Raw genomic sequence first — 16,713 nt, 5'->3', positions numbered from 1 at the left:
TCATGGCAGCGGCTAGGGCTGATACTGCTAGGGCTTTGTAAAGGGTTTTCATAGTGGGTCCTTAAACTCAAAATTAAATTGGGAAACTACCCTGCCACTGGCAAGGTAGTTTGTTGGGATGTAGATTACCAGAAGTAGCCGATACCTAGGTTACCTGCATTCTCGTTTTGGCTGTTGGTTGCGTATGAACCACGGAATAGCCACTTACCATTATCCGAGATCGATGTGAAGCCTACTGCCACACCAGTTTCACCTTCGTACTGACCGACAGCCGCTACGAAGCCTGACTGACCTTCGCGGTATGCCTGTGGCAAGCCCGCTGCTGCCATCGCTGATGCCGAGCCAGCCTTACGGTTCGAGTCTAGGTCATCGATACGATTATTGACAGCGCCGATTTGCTGATTGAAGTTGTTCTGTACGGCATACAGCTGGCTACCATTGATCGCATCAGTCGATGATGGGCTGATCGCACCATTTGCGACATTGGTGATTTGGTTGCCGCCTACGCTTAGGGCTGGTACAGCAGTATCATCGATCTTCTGACCTGTGCTGTTGTAGTTGCCACCTGCGACTGTAGTTAGAGCTGTGTTGCCTGCATCACCACCGACATTGACTGTTGGTGCTGTGACTGACTGCCCAATGGTAATATTTTTTGCTAAATTAAACTCAACATCATTACTATCAGCAGCTTTAGTGATGACAACATTACCATCTGTGTTTTTCAGATCAACTGTGTCGCCTGGATTGACCGTGCTTGCATTCGTGCCATTTGCCAATAGACCAAAGCCCGAATTATTGATTACATCGACGATATTACCCACAGTTGCGACTTTATTGGCATTATTCGCATCAGCGATTGCCTTGCCTGCTGGTACTGTTTTGCCATCTGCATCTTTTGCAGCGCCATCACTCACTGATGCAACACCTGTCTCAACCTTGACTGAAATATTGCCCGTTGGGTTGGTGACGATGGTTGCTGTTTCAGTGTTTTCAAAGTTCAGCGTGCCATCTTTGGTGATGATGGTCGGTGCAGGCATATCTGCATATAGTGTGCCATTGGCATCTGCCTTGATCGTCGTGCCGTCAATCTTGGCTGAATAAGTCACAATGCTCGTCTTGCCATCTTCTGAAGTGACCGTGACTTGAGTGCCTGTACCTTGCTTGAACTGCACATTATCGGCAGGATTGACAAGATCCACTCGCTCGCCTGCATGATTTAGGATGTTCCAGCCAGTATTGTTGATGGTGGTTGTGATGTCACCGATGGTTGCTACACGACCTGCATCCACCGTTGTATTTGGTACAGCTTTACCATTTTCATCAACTTTTGATGTACCCGTATTGACATTTACCGAGACATTACCTGTGGTTTGATTGACTTCGATTCTTGTCGTATTGGTATTCTCAAGGTTGATCGGACCTTCTTTGGTGATAATCACTGGCGCAGGTGTGATGGCGGTTAGCTTGCCATCTTCTCCGATGGTGATGGTCTTGTCATCGACATTGATATCAAAGGTAACATTGCTTTGAGTGCCGTTGGTGTAATCAATACGAGCAGTTGTACCAGTACCGTTGACAAAAGCAACGGTGTCGTATGGCTTAACAAAGTCCACAGCTTCATCATTGACTTTTAGGTTCCAACCAGCATTTAGGACATCACCTAGAGTCGCTGCATTACTGCCTGAAGTGTTGGCAATATTCTGCGCTTCTTGTGCAGTAATTGGCGCTGCTTTGTTTGGTGCAGTTACTACTTCGCCTGCATCTTTAGTGATGTTGAAGCTTGTGGTTGGTGGCAGTGTTGTGGTCAAGTTAGTGATCACATTCTTACCTTCAGGCGTGGTCATGATGGTGATAGGGCTAGTAGTGATAACATCGCCTGCTTCATTCGTATAAGAACCACCGATGGTTGTGCTATTCAGCACAAGATCATCTTTGGTTGCATAGGTATAAGAAATCACGCCTGTAGTCGCATTGATCTCTTGAGTGACAACCATATTCTTGCCAGCTTCGAAGTTCACCTGATCGCCTGGATTGACTAGGGTTTCTTCAGCTTTAACCGTTGCTGTGGTTGAGTTGGTTCTCCAACCTGATGCATTGATCATATCAGCGACATTTTGAGCTGTAGCAACTGCATTACCTGCGTTTGTGATCGCAGCTTGTGCCGCATCTACAGCATTTTGTGCAGCTTTTTTCTGCGCTTCAGTCGCATCTGCAGGTAGCGCTGCTAGCGCATCTTCAGCTGCTTTTAAGGCATCAGTTAATGCAGGAGTAACAGGACCAGTGACGGTACCGTTAGGATTATTGGTGATGTCACCAGTTTTTACTTCTACCTTGATGCCGCCTGCTGTTGGTGTTACGGTCGTGGTATCACCATCGATTAGGCTAATTGGGCCAGTGACATTTTCGCCATTGACTTTCGGGCCAATCGCAGAGATTTGGCTGGTCACATTTTCAACAGGTACTGCACCTGCTTTTGGTGTACCATCTGCATTTACATCAGATGGATTGTAGAACTTATCACCAACTTTGGTTACTTGATCACCTTTCGCATTGACATAGGTGATTTGCGTGGTTTTGCCATCGACATTCACATTATACTGGATGGTGCTGACATTACCGTCTGAGCCGACGACAGCTGTCGTACCTTCACCATTTTTGAAGTTCACTGTGTCGTATGGCTTGACGAAATCAACCGCTTCATCATTGCCTTGTAGGTTCCAACCAGCATTTAGGACATCGCCCACAGTCGCTGCATTGTTATACATCTTCGCAGCTTCTTCGGCTGTTGGACCTGTTTGTGACTTGGTGTATTCCGTTGATGCAACATCACTAGGTACTCCAGTTGTTGCATCGATTGTCATGTCACCCACATTATAAGTCGGTGTCAAGTTACCTTTGACATTTGCCAAAGTTTTTGGTGAATCTGCAACATTATCACCATCATTCATCGAAGCGATCACATCGCCTGCATCAACTGGCGTTGCAGGGGTTGCAGTGCCTGCCGCTACCTGCTCTGGTGTTGTACCTGGTGGGTAGTATTTACCATCGATCAAAACATTATCTGCAGGGTAGAAATTGCCATCTGGTGCTTTGATTAGCTTATTACCATCAGCATCGGTATAGATCACTGGGAACTGATCCAGTGTACCTTTTGTAACTAGATATAGCTGTGAACCATTAATCGCGTCGGTAGAAGTTGCAGAAATTTCACCTGGGGCAACATTAATAATTTGACGCTCAGCACCTTTTGCACCGACAGAAACAATACCTGTAGCTGTACCTGCAAAACCACCATAGGTTACATTAGCTACTGTTGCACTGGTAATTTGATTTGCAGTACCTTTAGTTGTAGTCACTGACTCTTCTGAGCTATTTTGACCTAGGATGACATTATTTGCAGCAGTTGCAGTGATATTATTACCTAAGGCAATAGTGCCTTCACCCGATACAGTATTATTCAAACCAATTGTAGTAGAATTTGCTGCAGTAGCTTGAATGCTTGATTGCGTACCAATCGCAATAGAATTTACTGCTTCTACCTTGTTATACGAACCTAGAGTTGTTGCATTTGTTGCTGATTCAGTAGAGTTTGAGTACACGCCCAATACGGTAGAAAAATTACCGTCAGCACCCGCCCAAGAACCAAGAGCGGTTGCTCGATTAGCAGTGGCAGAACTCAGTGTACCAACAGAAGTTGAACCTAAGCCACTTGAAACAACATTATTACCTAGTGAAATAGCACTACTTCCATTTGCAATACTGTTTTGACCAATTGAAATTGAAGTACGACCAGAAGCGGTAGCATTGGCACCGATAGCCGTTGTTTGAATATCGTACGCTTTAGCACCATAGCCAAGTGCTGTACCTTGGTTCATATTTGCAATAGAAGCAGCCCCCACTGCAACAAAACCCGTGCTATTCGGTGATCCATTAGCATTAGGTCTTGCAATCGCACTAATTACAAAATAGTCACCATAGCCTGTTTTATCACCTGTAGCGTCATTAACGGGACTATTTGGGGTTACTGTTGGGTAGGTATCTCGAGTGCCTGTATAAGAACCCACAGTAAAACCATCACTATAACTGCTAGCCGCCTGAGCAACACCGCCAATTACAACAGATGTTACAGCTGCTGCCAATGCTGTTTTGGCGGTTTTTACTGATTTGGTCTTGCCTTTGGCACGAGCGACTTCAGATGCCGCCACCCAAGTTTGAGTTGCGTGGTTCCAGATAACTTTAAAAGCTTTGTTCATAAATTCACTTCTATCAATAAAGGTGATATTACTGCTCGGTGATGATAGTGACATATCAGCTTAATATGCTTACTACCGTGTAACCCCCAAGCGTCCCAAACTAACGATGCATGGCTTAAAATATCGCTAGTGTAATGTCTTCATTATAGCATTACAATTTATTATTACCACACCCCCCCCCTGCGGAAAGTATAAAATTGGTACGACATAACATATATTTTTAATATTTTATTATTATGTTTTATATCAATAAATTATGATATATTTGTATAAATTTTGTTCAATTTTTTATTGCCAAAATTTTACATAAAGTTACATAATTTACATAAAATCAACTTAATCTAAGCCTGTTTTACTGCTGAGATTTGATTAAAATTCACTCAATTCAAACATAATAAATATGCTGTATCTGTGTAACCGTGATGTCATTATAAGTTCGTACTTGTTTACAAATGATTGATTTTTGGCAAGTTTTGATGAATATAAGTAAGATTGGGCGGTGTGGTGCTGGGTGGATTTTTTTTGGTGAAATGATGCGTAATCTGCATGATATATTTTATCAAATACAATCATTGGGAATATTAATCAAAATCTACTAAAAATAATGTATCAAAATATGAGAATATGACATCTGTATGACAATACGACCGTTTTTTACGCTGATATGCTTTTGGATGATGGCTACTGAGACAATCTGCCTTTTTCTACCATGAATATGCTATAATCTGCCATTATATCGACAGGAAAAAACCCATGACAGACTTTATCCATCATACCACCACGCTATCTGACTGCGTGGGCAATACGCCACTGGTCAAGCTATCCACACTTGGCAAGAACACAGGCGCGACACTGCTTGCCAAGCTAGAAGGCAATAACCCAGCAGGCTCGGTCAAGGATCGCCCTGCCTTTAATATGATCTATCAAGCCGAACAGCGTGGCGATATCAAACCAGGCGATACGCTCATCGAAGCCACCAGCGGCAATACAGGCATTGCCCTAGCGATGGTCGCTGCCATGCGTGGCTATCAGATGACACTGCTGATGCCTGCCAACTCCACCCAAGAGCGTAAAGATGCAATGACCGCCTATGGTGCGACACTGATCGAAGTCGCTGACGGTATGGAAGCAGCACGAGATCTGGCACTACAGATGCAAGCTGAAGGCAAGGGCATCGTGCTCGATCAGTTTAACAACGCTGACAACAAGCAAGCCCACTACCTAACCACAGGCCCTGAGCTGTGGGAGCAAACCGATGGTAAGATTACACACTTTGTCAGCAGCATGGGCACCACAGGCACCATCATGGGCGTGAGCCAATATCTCAAAGAACAAAACCCTGCCATCCAAGTCATCGGACTACAGCCAGATGACGCTTCAAGCATCGCAGGGATTCGCCGTTGGCCTGCTGAGTACCTGCCGGGGATTTTTGATGCGTCATTGGTCGATACCATCATGGATGTCAGCCAAGCCGATGCCGAACGCTATATGCGTAAGCTGGCTCGCGAAGAAGGCATCTTCTGCGGTGTATCATCAGGCGGTGCAGCATGGGCAGCACATCAGATCGCCAAAGACAATCCTGATGCCGTGATTGCCTTTATCGTGTGCGATCGTGGTGATCGCTATCTATCCACAGGACTGTTTGGTGTCGTCGATGCACCATCAGAGTCAGAGTAAGCCGATATGAATAGCCAATCACCGATACTGGTCTTTGACATTGAGACCATCCCTGATGTTGAGACAGGTCGCCGTCTGTATCCGACACTCAAGGACTTGGATGATGCCGATGCACTGTCTGCCTTGACCGCACTGCGTCAGGCTGAAGCAGGCACGGATTTTATGCGTCTGCCCTTGCACAAGGTGGCGTGCCTGTCGTTTTTGTGGTTTGATGGGGTGAGTTTTCGTCTCAAATCGCTATCACTTGAGACGATGAGCGAAGATCAGATTTTGGCGACTTTTTTGCGTGCCTTTGACAAAAAGCCTGTCCTTGTCAGCTGGAACGGTGCAGGCTTTGACATCCCTGTCATCATGTACCGAGCCATGCACCACAGGCTGTCCGCCCCTGCACTGTTTAATTCTGCTCACAAGCCTGATTATCTGTATCGCTATGGCGAGATGCATATTGATTTGATGGACAAGATGTCCTTGTACAACGGCTATCAACGCCAAAAGCTCGACACCATCGCAAGCCTGTGTGGATTCGCTGGCAAAGGTGATATCGACGGCTCGCAAGTCGTGCCGATGGTACAAGCAGGCGACTGGCAAAAGCTCACCACCTACTGCGAGTCAGATGTGCTGAACACTTGGCTGATTTATCTGAGATGGCTGATATTGACTGGCAAAATGGACACGCCTGCCGCTGATGGGCTGATCGATGCCACTTATGGCTTTGTGGAGAGTCTGAGTGATAGTGACGGCAGGAATCGCCACCAGAATTTCTTGGATGCGTGGGTGCGGTAGGTGATACCCTTTCCTAGATTAACATAGATTAACATGACAAAACCGTTCATGCTCATCATAACCAAAGCATGAACGGTTTTTTTAATTGATCTCATCCACCCCAAAAAGTCGGCGAGCCGTCTGTGGATTTTCCTTAGCATGGCGAATCTGCGCCACCACCACAGTATGATAGCGATGATCGATAAAATAATAAATCAAGATGGGGAATTTTGACAGCGTCATCTTATAAACAGGCGACTCATGCCGATAAAACGCCACCACATGACGCTCTGGAAAAGTCTGCAAAGTCTCAATACTCTGCACCACATAATCAGCCATACGATCAATCAAAACCTGATCGCCTGATACCTTGTGATAAAACTCAAGCAGGGATTTGAGATCATCCCAAGCCGATGACAAAACCGTGATTTGAAAGCCCATCAATCACTTCACCGAATGCAAATCAGCAACAAACGCTCGCAAATCCTGCTTGGCACTCGTCCAATCCATCATCGATGCTTGATTGGCATAATACGCATCCATCCGCTGTGCCAAGATTTCATCAGCTCGCCGATCGGCTTGATATTCTTGCTCTTTGGCGATGATGGCTTTTTCGATGACTTCATTGATAAAGTGGTTGGCGGTGGTTTTTTCTTGCTTTAAGATGGCATCTAGCCTGTCTTTGAGTTCGGGTTGGATTTTGGCACTGATACTGGCAAGCATGGTGATGTCCTTGAGATTGGAAAGTTTTCTAATTTGTTCTTATTGTAGTGGAATTGGCATGATAAGACAAGCCATTGCAGGGATTTGACAGCTATTTTGACACCAAAGCATCTTTGCAATTTATCAAAAATCCCAGTAGAATAAAGCTAATAATAACAGCCAATAAGGAAAATGCCATGTTAATCGAAATCAGCACCCTGCCACCCATTATCCAAGAACAAATTTTACAAATTCAGCAAGGCGAAACAATCCAATTCGCCAATCACGGTCAGATTATCGGTGAATTAGTCCAAAACCACGACACCACCGACAGCGATAGCCTGATGGCGACTTTTGGGCTATGGCAAAATGATTCTATTGATGGCTTGGCGTATGAACGCAAGTTACGCAGTGAATGGGATAGAGAGTGGGAAAAATGATTTTAGTTGATAGTAATGTCATCATCTATCATTTAAATGGTGTCGCTCAAGCCACTCGGTTTTTGCAGGAGCATCGTGGCCATATGTGCATCTGCATGATTACTGTTGCCGAAGTACTTTCCTTTGCACCAAATGCACAAGCTCTAGCAATGACCGAAAAAATGCTACAAGAACAATTTACATGGCTTGATATCAGTCGTGAAATTATCTTAAAAAGTGCAGAGTTACGCCGTGAAAAGAAAATCAAACTACCTGATGCTATCATCGGTGCGACAGCGATTTGTCACCAATTGCCACTTGCAAGCAGAAATAGCAAAGACTTTGAACATCTGCCAATCACACTTATCAATCCTATTGACGAATAAACCAACTCAAACCCGCTCAAGTACAAATTTTATCATCACCTGCAAAGCAATCACTGTCAAAATCCACGGCATCGCCCCTTTGAGCCATATCATCGGCATACGATGACGCAGACGCACCCCAAGCCATGAGCCTATAATCGCCGAGATACTCATCAGCACAATCAACTGCCAATAATCCATAAACACAAAGCCGAGCGCCAAATAAGCGACGAGCTTGAACACATGAAAAAAGGTCATCATCGCTGATGCGACTGTCACCACCGTGTGCGTATCGTCGTATTTTTTGGTCAATAGTGGCATATGTAGCGGCCCTGGGCTACCCACAAACATCCCGATACCCACTTGGATAAAGCCAATCAAGTAGAAATTTTCACGGTTTTTAAGCCATTGATTAACAGGCTTTATCCACTGTGTCAGCAAAATATACACCGCAATAAACAGCGGCACCCACTCAAGGCTAATCACCCGTACAAGCAGCCAAAACACCGCCGCACCACCCACCGCACCAATCACATAAGGCAGGATATAACGCCAATCCATCTGCGCACGCCCAAACCACGCTCGACTGGCATTACTCGCTAGCTGTGCTGTGGCGTGTACAGGCACGATGGCGGTCGCAGGCAAAAACAGTGGCAACAATCCCACCAAAATCACCCCACCGCCCATACCGGCAATCCCTGAGATAATCGATGTCAGCAGATTGACCAGTGCCAATACTAGCTCATTTATCGCAATCATAACCACACCCAATGCACGCATCTGATGGTGACATTATACCCAAAATCTACCAAAACTGCGGATAGATTGGGCATAAAATCATCAAAAAGCGGATTGTAAACTGTGCTATAATAATCCGTTTACCCATCTATCTATTTTTAGCATTTATTAGCATTGATAAGACAGGCAGCTCATGACCGCACAACATTCTTTAATCAAAAGCCCAAGCAAAAAAGGCAAGCCCACCGCAAGAGCTCGCAAACGCTTGGCAGATGCTCCACCGATTGATTTTACCATCACCAATCTCTCCCACGATGGGCGTGGTGTGGCGGTCTATGAAGCTGATAATGATGCGCACAATCCTGATAAAACTGGCAAAAAAATCTTTGTCAGCTTTGCTTTGCCAAACGAAACCGTCTCGGTCAAGGTCACCAGTAGCAAAAAAACCTTTGAAGAAGGCGATGCCAAAGCTGTCGTTAGCAATCCCCATCCACAGCGTCAGACGCCGCCGTGTCCGCATTTTACCGTCTGTGGTGGCTGTAGCCTTCAGCATTGGGATGCCGATGGTCAAATCGCCTTCAAGCAATCGGTGCTCTCAGAGCTGCTTGAGCATCAAGCAGGTGTACAGCCGGATAACTGGCTGCCGCCACTGGTTGGCGATCGCTTGGGCTATCGCACTAAAGCTCGTATGGGTGTGCGCTATGTCGCCAAAAAAGACTCGGCGCTGGTCGGCTTTCGTGAGCGTGGCAGTAATTTCTTGTCCGAACTGCACGAATGCCATATCCTAGATTCACGCATCGGCTTTGAGATTGACAACCTAAAAGCACTCATCACCACGCTTGATGCTCGTGATCATATTCCACAGCTAGAAGTGGCGATGGGTGAGACGCTTGACCATGTCCCTGACAGTGCCAAATCGGTCGCCATCATCGTACGCCACATGGTTGCTCTAAGCGATGATGATATCGCCAAGCTACAAGCATTTTTTGCCGAGCGTAACTGGCAACTGTTCTTACAGCCCAAAGGCTCAGACACCGTGCATCGCATTGATACCGATGGTGCACGAGACAGCTCATTGACCGTACCACCGACGGGCGGACTGTTTTATCATTTGCCAAATTTTGAGTTGACTTATGAATTCTCGCCACTGGATTTCACGCAGGTGAACCTATCGGTGAACCGCAAGATGATGGATTTGGCGTGCGAGCTACTAGACTTACAAGCAGGTGAACGAGTGCTGGATCTATTCTGTGGCTTAGGGAATTTTAGCTTAGCGCTTGCTCGCAAAGTCGGCGAGACAGGTTTTGTCGTCGGTGTCGAAGGCTCAACCGAGATGACCGAGCGCGCCAAGATGAATGCGATTGCCAATGGCATACATCACACCGAGTTTTATGCCCAAGATTTGACGCAGGATTTTTCGGATAAGCCGTGGGCGACAGGCGAGCATCAGTTTGATGCGCTACTCATCGATCCGCCACGCTCTGGCGCGTGGGAAGTGATGGCATATTTGCCAAAATTCAACGCCAAACGCATCGTCTATGTCTCATGCAATCCTGCCACGCTTGCCCGTGATACCAAAGCGCTCATCGACGCTGGCTATCGCTTGACCCATGCGGGCGTGATGGATATGTTTAGCCATACCGGTCATGTCGAGAGCATCGCTCGATTTGAGAAGGTTTAATCAGATACAGCCACCATCATTCCAAAGTATAATCACGCTTTGGAATGATGGCGGTTTTTTAATATTCGATGCCGACCGTATCTTTTACACCGTCTTTAGTCACAAGTACTTGGCATTGGCGTGGCTGTCCATCATCCCGTTTGGACTCAATAAACAAACAATGATGCATAAAAATATTATCATATTGAATAGGCAATATTACATCGCCACCACGACCAAATGCACCAAATTTACCACCCTTTGATACGACGATAACATAATCTCCGATGTGGGAATGTATCGCATCAAATTCAATCGGAATCACGGCTTTGCCTGTGACATCTATCACCCCATAGCGCATCTGTTCGTCAGACTGGATGCCGACAAATGCAACTGGCTGATTGCTCAGTTTCGAGTTTTGATTGTCTTTGATTGCAAATGATACCGGATAAAATGGCAATGCTCGATCATAAGATGGCGAGATGACTTCTTTACCATTTTGGTCAATATAACCAAAGAGACCCCCTTTACGCACCATTGCCAGACCATTGGAAAAACTGTGCAAATAATCATAATCCAAAGTAAAATCCACCAATACCCGATAAGACTGATTAAAATTTGGCTTGCCATCAGCATCGGTTACAAACTGGATTACGCCCCATTTACCACCTTTGGATAATGGCAATGCACCCTTGTTAAACTTGCCATGCTTATCATATTCAAATGGCAGTATGATACGCCCTTTTCCATCATAGATACCGTACTGATCATCCAATTTGGCAAGATAAGCCGTACCACCTTCTTGTACCTGCTCATATCGCATTAGGTCATACAGTTCATTGTGTCGAACAGGAACAACCACTTTACCTGATTGATCAAGCACGCCAAATCGCCCGCTTTTCTTTACAATATATTTCCCTTGAGACGCTACAACATCATCATACAATACCATCCAAGATGCCTGCGATGGTGAGTACGACGGTTCTTGTGGCGCATCTGGTGCGTCAGGTTGATTGGATGATGGCTTTGATTCGGCATAACTGTTGCCGCCAAGCATGGCAACAAACAATATAAGCACTGTGGTGAATTGTCGTATTCTCATGATACCTTCCCAAATCTACTACTGCAAATTATAGCATAGCTAAACCCCATTGATATGCAATTGTTTTTTTATTCACCGCCCAAAACAAAACCCAAGAAAAATCAATTTCTTGGGTTTTTGTCATCTAATTAGCACTGATATAGTACTATTTGACACTTAAGCATCGCCAAATTTGCGAGCTTTTTTGGCTTGGCGTTTGGCAAAAAAGACTTCTTCGACTGCTTTTGGGCGATGGCTTTTTTGTGGACGGTCTTTGAATGACTTAGCGCCTGCTTTTGCCCCTTTATCAAAGCTTGGCTTGTCTTTGCCAAACTTCTCACGGCGATCAGCTCGTGCACCACGCTCAAAACGGTCATTGCGGTCAAATTTCGGCGCATCAAAGCCTTTATCAAAGCCCTTATCAAAACGACGCTCGCCACGATGCTCAAAACCACGCTCATTACGCTCTGAACGCTCAAAGCGATCGCCATCGGCACGATAGTAGCTGTCACGATTTTTGTATGGCTTATCAAAGCTACGCTCACCACGATCGCCACGCTCACGATGCTCAAAACGCTCTTCGCGATTAAAACGCTCAGACTTCGGCTGATCGAAGTTTCGGCGATGACTGCGTTCATGATTACGCTCGCCACGATAGTCATCACGACGCTCATGACGATACTCGCCACGACCATCAAAACGCTCACGGCTGTCAAATCTTGGCTTATCAAAACTGCGATCACCACGCTCAGCACCACGCTCAAAACGCTCACGAGACTCAAAACGCTTGGCATCATCAAAGCGCTCACCACGAGACTCAAAGCGATCCGAACGACTGTCAAAACGAGATTTGCGACCGAATCCGCCACGCTCTTGGCGAGCGCCATCACGATCATCACGGCGACGATTGCGACCGCCTTTGCCTTTACGGCGTGGCTCATCGATGATACCAAAATTTCGGCGTGGCTCTAGCCCTTCGATGGTGGCAATCGCCATATCACGCTTAAGGTAGCGGTTGATATTGGCAAGCTGTTTGTTGTCATCTAGGCTACACAGATTCACCGCCACGCCTGTACGTCCAGCACGGCCACAGCGACCGATACGATGCACATAGTCTTCGACTTGACGGGGCAAATCATAGTTCACCACATGGCTGATGGCAGAGATATCGATACCACGAGCGGCGACATCGGTGGCGATGAGTAGGTCGCACTTGCCTGCTTTCATGTCGCTGACGATGCGGTTACGCTTGCCCTGTGGCAAATCGCCATGCAGATAGCGTGCCTTGTAGCCGACTTCGTTTAGGGTGTCGGCAAGCTTTTCGGTAGATAGCTTGGTGGCGGTAAAGATAACGGCTTGTTTGATTTCTGGATTGTTCAGCACTTCAAGCAGGATTTTGTTTTTGTGATTAAAATCATCACAAAAATACACGCTCTCATCGATGTGCGCTGACTCAACCTTAATCGAGACTCGCTCAGGATTGGTGGTAAAGCTCTCAGCAATCTTGCCCACCGCACCATCCCAAGTGGCAGATGACATCACCGTTTGGCGAGTGCTTGGGGTGTTTTCTAGGATTTCTTTGATATCATCGGCAAAGCCCATATCCAGCATACGGTCAGCTTCGTCCAAAATCAGCATATCAAGCCCTGACAAATCCACACGCCCTTCACGCATATGGTCAATCAAACGGCCCGGGGTAGCAATCACCACTTGCACGCCCTTACGCAGTGCACGCAGCTGCCCGCCATACGGCGCACCGCCGACCAACGGCACGCTAAACATCCCACGCATCCCATCGCCATAGCGACGCACGCTGTCATGCACCTGCAAGGCAAGCTCACGAGTCGGGGTCAAAATCAGCGCATGAATATGCTTTTCAAGCTTGGGCAAGCGGCTCATCTTATCAAGCACAGGTAGCACGAACGCCGCTGTCTTGCCGCTGCCTGTCTGGGCAGATAATAATAAATCACGGCCGTTTAGCGCATGGGGAATGGCTTGGGCTTGGATGGGCGTTGGCGTGGTGTAGCCACTTTTGGTCAGTGCCTTGATGATGCCTTTGTGCAGACCTAAGTCCGAAAATTGTAGCACGAACTCGCCTGCCTGCTCGTCTGCTTGGGCGGTGCTTGCGGTGTGTAATTGATTAGTCATAAAAAAACCTTGTATTAGTCATGCCCCCACGATGAGCCAATTTTTTTGGTCAAAAAAACCGACAAGCCAACTTCAGCAGATGCTTTAGGCTTGCTACAAAATTGCATTTTGGATTTGGGTGGCGTATTGTCGCTCAACTGCTTGTCGTGGTGCAAAAAAGCACAATAAAAAACAAGCCAAAATCATCGCGACAGTTAGGACTAATAAAGATAAAATAGACAAAGCAGGTGGCAAGACCACAGCTTAGCAAGAAATCATATCATCACATGGGTCAAGTCAAACTTACCCATCAAAATCGGTGCGATGTCATCAAAAGCGTGTGTGAATTATTCACGAAAGATGAGATTATAACATGGTTTGGATAAAATTACTTGATTTATTTTATAAAAATAATGCGTCATGACTTTTTGGCATAAAATTTATCGATTTTGCCTTTAAAATTACACGCCAAAGTGCCATAATACTAAGATAATAAAACGAAATTGGTTTGGACAAGGATACAACCGTGGTACAGATTCGTGACAGCCTGCCCCTGTTGGGTGGTAACAGTAGCAGCATGGACAGTGCGACACTGGCGGCAAGTTTGGTCGCCAAACAGCTTCATCCTGATTTTAAGGCACAGCTTGCCAATCACAAGCTGGTCAGCGCCCTTGACCATACCAACAGCACCACCAATCCAAGCGACTTAAATGTCTCTGACATCGACATCGAAGCATGGATTGCCAAAGTCGCCGCTCGTATCGGCAAGGATGATTTGCCTATTTTGCGCAAAGCCTGCCAATTCGTCCAAATCCAAGTCAATAAACCCCATGTTACCCGTTCAGGTGCGTATATCACTGGTATCGGCATGGCGGATATTTTGGCGTATCTATTCCAAGATGAGAACGCCCTAGCCGCTGCCATGCTGTATCGCACCGCTCGCCGTGAGCTTGTCAGTATCGATACCATCAAAAAGAACTTCGGCGATGACATCGCACAGCTGGTCACTGATACGCTTGCGATGGGTAAGCTGTCTGAGAGTATCGAGAGCAACAAGCGACTTGAAGATTATTTTGAGAGCAATCAGCGAGATCAATTATCCAACATCTACAGTATGCTCATCAGCACCACCAATGATGTGCGTGCGGTGCTGATTAAGCTTGCTGAGCGTACCTTTGCCATGCGTGAGCTGTCATTTTCACCGCCTGATCGCCAAAAGCGAGTGGCTCGTGAAGTGATGACCATCTATGCACCACTTGCGCATCGCTTATCGATTGCACAGCTCAAATGGGAGCTTGAAGACTTAGCATTTCGCTATCTTGCCCCTGATGAATACAAAAAAATCGCCTCACTACTTGCCGAAAAGCGTAGCGAGCGTGAAGCCTATATCGAACTTGTCAAAGCCAAACTCAGCGCCGAGCTTGAAAAAGCAGGTATCCAAGGCGAAGTGTCTGGGCGTGTCAAGCACATCTATTCGATTTGGCGCAAGATGAAATCAAAGAATTTATCCTTTGATCAGCTCTATGACATCCGAGCCCTCAGAGTGATGGTCAATACCAATGCCGAGTGCTATTATACGCTAGGTCTGGTGCATGGACTGTGGCGACACATTCCTGAGCAGTTTGACGACTATATCACCAATCCCAAGCCCAATGGCTACAAGTCACTGCATACCGCGGTGATTGCTGAGAATCGTACGCTTGAAGTGCAGATTCGTACCTTTGATATGCACTTTGAAGCCGAGCTTGGCAAAGCGTCTCATGTCAATTATAAAGAAGGTCTAAAAGCCAAAAAAGACGATTATCTCACCCAAAAAATCAGCTCACTGCGTCAGCTACTCGGTCAAGACATCCCAGATGGCGAAGATGAGATTGAGCTCGATGTCGATAATGCTGAGCGGATTTATGTCTTTAGCCGTGATGGTGATATCACTGAGCTACCCAAAGGGGCGACGGTGCTTGACTTTGCCTACTATGTGCATACCGAAGTCGGCAACCGTGCCCAAGGCGCTCGGGTCAATGGCCGCTATGTACCGCTCACCCATCAGCCCAAGACAGGCGATCAGATTGAGATTATCACCAAATCCAGCCGTGAGCCGAATCGTGATTGGCTGATGGCATCGCTTGGCTATATCCATACCAATCGTGCCAAGTCCAAACTGCGCCAATGGTTCAACAAACAAGACCGTGATAAGAATATCGAAACCGGCAAAGGGCTACTGCTTAGAGAATTTGACCGCCTATCCATCGCCCCAAATCAAGTCAATCTGTCCGACTATTTTGGTGAGCTTGGGGTCAAATCCGAAGACGATCTGTATGTCGCACTGGTCATCGGTGATGTGAGTGTCACCCAAATCAGCAACCTAGTCGCCCAAAAACTGCACATCGCAGAACCTGTACCAGATGTGCCAAGTATCGACATCAAAACACCTGCTCGCACCAATAAATTTAAGATTGACTTGGATGGCTTTGATAATGTCGAAATGCACCTTGCCAAGTGCTGTAACCCTGTGCATGGCGAGCCGATTACCGGCTTTGTCACGCTATCAAATGGCATCAGCATCCACAATCAAGGCTGTCCTGAATACCTAAGACTGATCGAAAAAGAGCCTGATCGTGGGGTCAATGCACATTGGCAAGACAGCTTTGGTCGCTATCAGCCTGTGGTGATTCATGTCGAAGCACAAAATACATCAGGGCTACTGCGAGATTTGGTGCATGTCATTGACCGTGAAAAAGTCAATATCAGCCGAGCCGAAACAGTGAGCAACGACGGTGCGATTAGCCATATGAAGTTTTATGTGGAAGTGGCAGGCATTTCGCATCTATCACGCCTGCTTAATAAAATCGAGCAACAGCCCGGGGTGCTACACGCTCGCCGAGCCACAGCATAACGCCCCTTTAGCCCTTGATTGACCAATGCCGAGTAG

12 protein-coding genes are annotated in these 16,713 nt (G+C 46.5%); 6 read left to right on the top strand and 6 right to left on the bottom strand.

Annotation, left to right across the window (positions count from 1 at the left end; genetic code table 11):
- Positions 1–125: 125 nt before the first annotated feature.
- A complete protein-coding gene (locus tag Q0N89_RS00660; protein WP_294032891.1) occupies positions 126–4,307 on the bottom strand; it encodes an ESPR-type extended signal peptide-containing protein in 4,182 nt (1,393 codons plus the stop codon).
- A 699-nt stretch (positions 4,308–5,006) separates the two neighbouring features.
- Between Q0N89_RS00660 and cysM the strand changes: the two genes are divergently transcribed.
- Together cysM and Q0N89_RS00650 are read left to right on the top strand one after the other, a co-directional pair.
- Complete coding sequence (gene cysM, locus Q0N89_RS00655; RefSeq protein WP_294032890.1) at positions 5,007–5,930, top strand: cysteine synthase CysM; 924 nt, start codon at positions 5,007–5,009, stop codon at positions 5,928–5,930.
- Positions 5,931–5,936: 6 nt separating this feature from the next.
- Complete coding sequence (locus Q0N89_RS00650) at positions 5,937–6,713, top strand: 3'-5' exonuclease (protein WP_294032889.1); 777 nt, start codon at positions 5,937–5,939, stop codon at positions 6,711–6,713.
- Positions 6,714–6,794: 81 nt separating this feature from the next.
- Here Q0N89_RS00650 and Q0N89_RS00645 read toward each other — a convergent pair whose 3' ends face one another.
- Together Q0N89_RS00645 and Q0N89_RS00640 are read right to left on the bottom strand one after the other, a co-directional pair.
- On the bottom strand, positions 6,795–7,133 hold the full coding sequence (locus Q0N89_RS00645) for a type II toxin-antitoxin system RelE/ParE family toxin (RefSeq protein ID WP_294032888.1): 339 nt from the start codon (positions 7,131–7,133) through the stop codon (positions 6,795–6,797).
- Positions 7,134–7,136: 3 nt separating this feature from the next.
- Positions 7,137–7,415 (bottom strand): hypothetical protein, encoded by a 279-nt coding sequence (locus tag Q0N89_RS00640; RefSeq protein WP_294032887.1) that lies wholly within the window; start codon positions 7,413–7,415, stop codon positions 7,137–7,139.
- A gap of 176 nt (positions 7,416–7,591) precedes the next feature.
- On the opposite strand from Q0N89_RS00640, the gene Q0N89_RS00635 reads away from it, so the two are divergent.
- Both Q0N89_RS00635 and Q0N89_RS00630 read left to right on the top strand, forming a co-directional pair.
- Positions 7,592–7,834, top strand: coding sequence for a hypothetical protein (locus tag Q0N89_RS00635; protein ID WP_294032886.1), 243 nt, complete (start codon positions 7,592–7,594; stop codon positions 7,832–7,834).
- Positions 7,831–8,199, top strand: coding sequence for a type II toxin-antitoxin system VapC family toxin (locus Q0N89_RS00630; protein WP_294032885.1), 369 nt, complete (start codon positions 7,831–7,833; stop codon positions 8,197–8,199). Before Q0N89_RS00635 ends, Q0N89_RS00630 begins: the two co-directional genes overlap by 4 nt.
- A 6-nt stretch (positions 8,200–8,205) precedes the next feature.
- Here Q0N89_RS00630 and Q0N89_RS00625 read toward each other — a convergent pair whose 3' ends face one another.
- Positions 8,206–8,937, bottom strand: a complete 732-nt coding sequence (locus Q0N89_RS00625; protein ID WP_294032884.1) for a sulfite exporter TauE/SafE family protein — start codon at positions 8,935–8,937, stop codon at positions 8,206–8,208.
- A gap of 172 nt (positions 8,938–9,109) precedes the next feature.
- Here Q0N89_RS00625 and rlmD point away from each other — a divergent pair, with 172 nt between their 5' ends.
- Positions 9,110–10,597: a 23S rRNA (uracil(1939)-C(5))-methyltransferase RlmD gene (rlmD, locus tag Q0N89_RS00620; RefSeq protein WP_294032883.1), complete on the top strand. Its 1,488-nt coding sequence runs from the start codon at positions 9,110–9,112 to the stop codon at positions 10,595–10,597.
- A gap of 58 nt (positions 10,598–10,655) precedes the next feature.
- Here the strand turns inward: rlmD and Q0N89_RS00615 are convergent, their stop codons facing one another.
- Together Q0N89_RS00615 and Q0N89_RS00610 are read right to left on the bottom strand one after the other, a co-directional pair.
- Positions 10,656–11,678 carry a WG repeat-containing protein gene (locus Q0N89_RS00615; protein ID WP_294032882.1) on the bottom strand — a complete coding sequence of 341 codons (1,023 nt, stop codon included), beginning with the start codon at positions 11,676–11,678 and terminating at the stop codon, positions 10,656–10,658.
- A 156-nt stretch (positions 11,679–11,834) separates the two neighbouring features.
- Positions 11,835–13,805: a DEAD/DEAH box helicase gene (locus Q0N89_RS00610; protein ID WP_294032881.1), complete on the bottom strand. Its 1,971-nt coding sequence runs from the start codon at positions 13,803–13,805 to the stop codon at positions 11,835–11,837.
- A 505-nt stretch (positions 13,806–14,310) separates the two neighbouring features.
- Between Q0N89_RS00610 and Q0N89_RS00605 the strand changes: the two genes are divergently transcribed.
- Positions 14,311–16,677: a bifunctional (p)ppGpp synthetase/guanosine-3',5'-bis(diphosphate) 3'-pyrophosphohydrolase gene (locus Q0N89_RS00605; RefSeq protein ID WP_294032880.1), complete on the top strand. Its 2,367-nt coding sequence runs from the start codon at positions 14,311–14,313 to the stop codon at positions 16,675–16,677.
- Positions 16,678–16,713: the final 36 nt, after the last annotated feature.

Source organism: uncultured Moraxella sp., assembly GCF_945873075.1.
Taxonomy (GTDB): domain Bacteria; phylum Pseudomonadota; class Gammaproteobacteria; order Pseudomonadales; family Moraxellaceae; genus Moraxella.
The sequence above is the reverse complement of the archived record's forward strand: the minus strand, read 5'-3'. Positions and strand labels throughout refer to the sequence as shown.

Coding starts and splice junctions, on each gene's coding strand:
- Q0N89_RS00625 (WP_294032884.1), bottom strand. CDS start 8,937: ATGATTGCGATAAATGAGCTAGTATTGGCACTGGTCAATCTGCTGACA.
- Q0N89_RS00635 (WP_294032886.1), top strand. CDS start 7,592: ATGTTAATCGAAATCAGCACCCTGCCACCCATTATCCAAGAACAAATT.
- Q0N89_RS00660 (WP_294032891.1), bottom strand. CDS start 4,307: ATGTCACTATCATCACCGAGCAGTAATATCACCTTTATTGATAGAAGT.
- Q0N89_RS00630 (WP_294032885.1), top strand. CDS start 7,831: ATGATTTTAGTTGATAGTAATGTCATCATCTATCATTTAAATGGTGTC.
- rlmD (WP_294032883.1), top strand. CDS start 9,110: ATGACCGCACAACATTCTTTAATCAAAAGCCCAAGCAAAAAAGGCAAG.
- Q0N89_RS00615 (WP_294032882.1), bottom strand. CDS start 11,678: ATGAGAATACGACAATTCACCACAGTGCTTATATTGTTTGTTGCCATG.
- Q0N89_RS00650 (WP_294032889.1), top strand. CDS start 5,937: ATGAATAGCCAATCACCGATACTGGTCTTTGACATTGAGACCATCCCT.
- Q0N89_RS00645 (WP_294032888.1), bottom strand. CDS start 7,133: ATGGGCTTTCAAATCACGGTTTTGTCATCGGCTTGGGATGATCTCAAA.
- Q0N89_RS00610 (WP_294032881.1), bottom strand. CDS start 13,805: ATGACTAATCAATTACACACCGCAAGCACCGCCCAAGCAGACGAGCAG.
- cysM (WP_294032890.1), top strand. CDS start 5,007: ATGACAGACTTTATCCATCATACCACCACGCTATCTGACTGCGTGGGC.
- Q0N89_RS00640 (WP_294032887.1), bottom strand. CDS start 7,415: ATGCTTGCCAGTATCAGTGCCAAAATCCAACCCGAACTCAAAGACAGG.